At 72.3% G+C, this 2,913-nt stretch carries 5 protein-coding genes; 2 read left to right on the top strand and 3 right to left on the bottom strand.

Translation table 11 applies throughout. From position 1 onward, the window contains the following. The first annotated feature begins 174 nt into the window (after window positions 1-174). Entirely contained in the window at window positions 175-525 is a 351-nt protein-coding gene (locus G6028_RS12935) for a VOC family protein (RefSeq protein ID WP_182659122.1), read from the top strand. Between the two features lie 60 nt (window positions 526-585). Here G6028_RS12935 and G6028_RS12930 read toward each other — a convergent pair whose 3' ends face one another. Together G6028_RS12930 and G6028_RS12925 are read right to left on the bottom strand one after the other, a co-directional pair. After that, a complete protein-coding gene (locus tag G6028_RS12930; protein WP_182659121.1) occupies window positions 586-1,470 on the bottom strand; it encodes a sigma-70 family RNA polymerase sigma factor in 885 nt (294 codons plus the stop codon). After that, window positions 1,467-1,913 carry a carboxymuconolactone decarboxylase family protein gene (locus G6028_RS12925; protein WP_182617765.1) on the bottom strand — a complete coding sequence of 149 codons (447 nt, stop codon included), beginning with the start codon at window positions 1,911-1,913 and terminating at the stop codon, window positions 1,467-1,469. Before G6028_RS12925 ends, G6028_RS12930 begins: the two co-directional genes overlap by 4 nt. A 162-nt stretch (window positions 1,914-2,075) precedes the next feature. On the opposite strand from G6028_RS12925, the gene G6028_RS12920 reads away from it, so the two are divergent. After that, window positions 2,076-2,669 carry a DUF1707 SHOCT-like domain-containing protein gene (locus G6028_RS12920; RefSeq protein ID WP_182659120.1) on the top strand — a complete coding sequence of 198 codons (594 nt, stop codon included), beginning with the start codon at window positions 2,076-2,078 and terminating at the stop codon, window positions 2,667-2,669. Window positions 2,670-2,701: 32 nt separating this feature from the next. Here G6028_RS12920 and G6028_RS12915 read toward each other — a convergent pair. Beyond that, window positions 2,702-2,913, bottom strand: a 212-nt coding sequence (locus tag G6028_RS12915; protein WP_206682436.1) for a hypothetical protein, incomplete at its 5' end; no start/stop codon positions are given.

Genomic DNA, 2,913 nt, shown 5'->3' with positions numbered 1-2,913 from the left:
GTCGGCCTCCTCGCCGGCACCGCCCTGGACGGCGTGTGCGTGGTGTCGGCGGTGATGGGGGCGCCTGATCCACGCGCCGCCGCCGTCGACCTGCTCTCCCGCTGGACCCGGGCCCGCGGCTGAACCGGCGCCGAACCGCGCCACCACTCGCGGGGTGCCCGTACCGTCGGGCGCATGCAAGACAGCACCCCGGACCAGATCACGATGGTCGAGTTCCCCAGCTCGTCGATGCCGGCGACCGCCGACTTCCTCTCGACCGTGTGTGGCTGGACCCCCACCGTGTACGGGACGTCGTACACCGACCTCACCGGCGGCGGGATCGAGGTGGGGATCCAGGGCGACGACGACGAGCAGTCTCCGGCTCCACTAATGGTGATCCGGGTGGCCGACCTGGACGAGGCGCGCGGACGGGTCGAGAGCGCCGGTGGCGTGGTGACCCTCGAGCCGTTCTCCTTCCCCGGCGGCCGGCGGTTCCACTTCCGGGAGCCCGGCGGGAACGAGATGGCCATGTGGGTGCCCGAGTAGCCACCGACCGGGTAGCCACCGACCGGGTGGCCACCGACCGGGCTGCCGCGTACTGCAGTCTCATGCGGTCGGTTCGAACCCCTCCGGCAGCGCGAGCCTCGTGAGTTTGGCCGGGTTCGAGTGGAAGTAGACACGCGTGACGCGGCCGTCGACCACACCCAGCTGGGCCACCCGCACGACCCCGCGGGAGACCACCGCCAACGCGAACTCCCCGTTGACCTCGACCGGCGCGATCATGCCGTCCGACAGTTCCGCCGCCTTGATGAGGAAGTACGCACACTTGCGGGCCCCCACGATGTCCCTGCGGGCGGCGTTGACCTTCCCGTCGCTGTCCGAGACCACCCGGGCGTCCGCGGTGAGCACGTCGATCGTCTGCTGGAGGTCGCCTGCCAGGACGGCCTCGACCAGCCGCGAGATCACCGACTCCGGCGCACGCTCCGGCGGACGAAGGTCGGTGTCCAACCGGTGCCTCGCCCGGCTCACCCACTGACGAACCGTGGGCACGGCCGCGTCGAGCGCCTCGGCGATCTCGGAGTAGGGCAGGGCGTAGGCCTCGCGCAGGACGAAGGCCGCGCGCTCGTCGGGACCCAGTTGCTCGTAGGCCAACAGGACGGCGATCCGCAGGTCGTCGCGCTGCTCGGCCAGCTCGGAGGGCAGCAGGGCGGTGTCGACGGGCTCGGGGAGCCACGCCCCCACGTAGTCCTCCCGCCTGCGTCGCCGCAGCCGGTCCAGGCACAACCGCGTGGTGACGGTGGTGAGCCGCGCCTCGGGGTTGTCGGGCGCCGATCCCTCCTCGAGCCTGACCAGGCGGGCCAGGGCCTCGTCGGCGGCGTCCTCGGCGTCGGCCCACGTCCCGGTGATGCGGTACCCGACGCCGAGGAGGCGCCCCCGGACCCGGTCCACCGCGGCCCGGTCGAGTCCGGCGAGCGCACCGGCCGCCGTCACCTCGGGCGAACGGGATCGATGTCCTCCCGGCGCACGCCCTTGAGCGACCCCGGGTCCTTCCGGGTGGCCACTGCGATCCGGTTCCATGCGTTGATGGTGACGACCTCCATGAGGAGCTGTCCAGTGCCCGCCTCGCCCCGGTGCCGGACCACGTCGTCCCAGAGCTCGTCCGAGACCGATTCCTCGCCGCGGATGTGCGTGATCGCGTCCGCGAACCCCAGGACCGCGAGGTCCCCCTCGGACAGCTCACCGGCGTGGGCGGGCCAGTCCTCGGCGGCGACGATCCGGGCGTCGTCCCAGCCGTCCTTGCGGGCGTCGCGTCGGTGCATGGCGGTGCAGAACCGGCACTCGTTCACCGCCGAGACCCGGAGCCTGATGAGGTGACTGTCGGAGCGGGAGACCCGGGCCCGGGTGTAGGCCTCGAGCGCCAGCATGGGTGCCATCGCGCCCGCACTGACCTGTGTGCGCTGTCCGTGGTCGTTCCGGTGTGTACTCATACCCCATCGACGCACCAGCGTCCCCGGATGTGACACGGTCCCGGATTCGACAGCGGATGGGTGCGATCACCCATGGCGGTCGGCGGGGTGCCCTCCTAGCCTGGGCACATGACCGATCCCGATGATCTGTTGCTCTCCGACGCCGAGCGTCTGCACGCCCTGACCGCGCTGGGTGACCACTATGCCGCGGGCCGCCTCGACGATCCGGAGTTCCACTCCCGCTCCGGTGACATCGCGGCCGCGCGCACCCTGGGTCAGCTCCGCGGGTCGTTCAGCGATCTGCCGGGCGGCGTGCCCCTGACCAGCGTTGACGGCATGATCGTCCAGTCGGCCACGGCGACGGGTGGCGAGCTGGTGCGCACCTCGTCGTCGTCACCGGCGGCATCGGACCCGGATCGCGAACTCCAGGATCTCCGCAAGCGCGGCAGGACGGTGGAGACGCTCGACGGGTTGGTGCTGGGGGCGACGCTCGTGGCGTTCCTCGTCCTGCAGTTCGTGGTGGGCTGGGACTACGCGTGGATCGTCTGGCCGTCGCTGGTCCTGACCCTGGGGGTCCCGCGCGCCATCCTGCAGTTCACCGACTCGGACGAGGAGCTCTACGAGGAGCTCAAGGAATCCGACGACGAGGCCCGCAAGGAGCGCCTCCGCGCGGCCACCGAGCGGATCCGCGAGCTCGGCGACGGGCGCGAGACGCGGGACTGACCCCTCCGGGCGGGTCCCGGCCGTCCACGGCCCTACCCGGCGGGGGTGCCCGGCCCGTGCCCGGTGCCCGGACCGCCGTCACCCTCTCTCCTACCGAGCGCCGCGGCCGCCGCGGGGAGCACTCCCAGACCGAGTCCGACCGCCACGATCGTCGCCCCCACGCCCAACGAGGCCAGCACGGGGACCCTGCGTTGGGCGAGGGCGGTGTCACAGGCCTCCTGCGCCTCCGAACTCGGCTGCGGGC

This window comes from Dietzia cercidiphylli, from assembly GCF_014145145.1.
Classification (GTDB): Bacteria; Actinomycetota; Actinomycetes; order Mycobacteriales; family Mycobacteriaceae; genus Dietzia; species Dietzia natronolimnaea.
This window is presented reverse-complemented; position numbering and strand designations above follow the sequence as displayed.

Coding starts and splice junctions, on each gene's coding strand:
- G6028_RS12935 (WP_182659122.1), top strand. CDS start 175: ATGCAAGACAGCACCCCGGACCAGATCACGATGGTCGAGTTCCCCAGC.
- G6028_RS12925 (WP_182617765.1), bottom strand. CDS start 1,913: ATGGCACCCATGCTGGCGCTCGAGGCCTACACCCGGGCCCGGGTCTCC.
- G6028_RS12920 (WP_182659120.1), top strand. CDS start 2,076: ATGACCGATCCCGATGATCTGTTGCTCTCCGACGCCGAGCGTCTGCAC.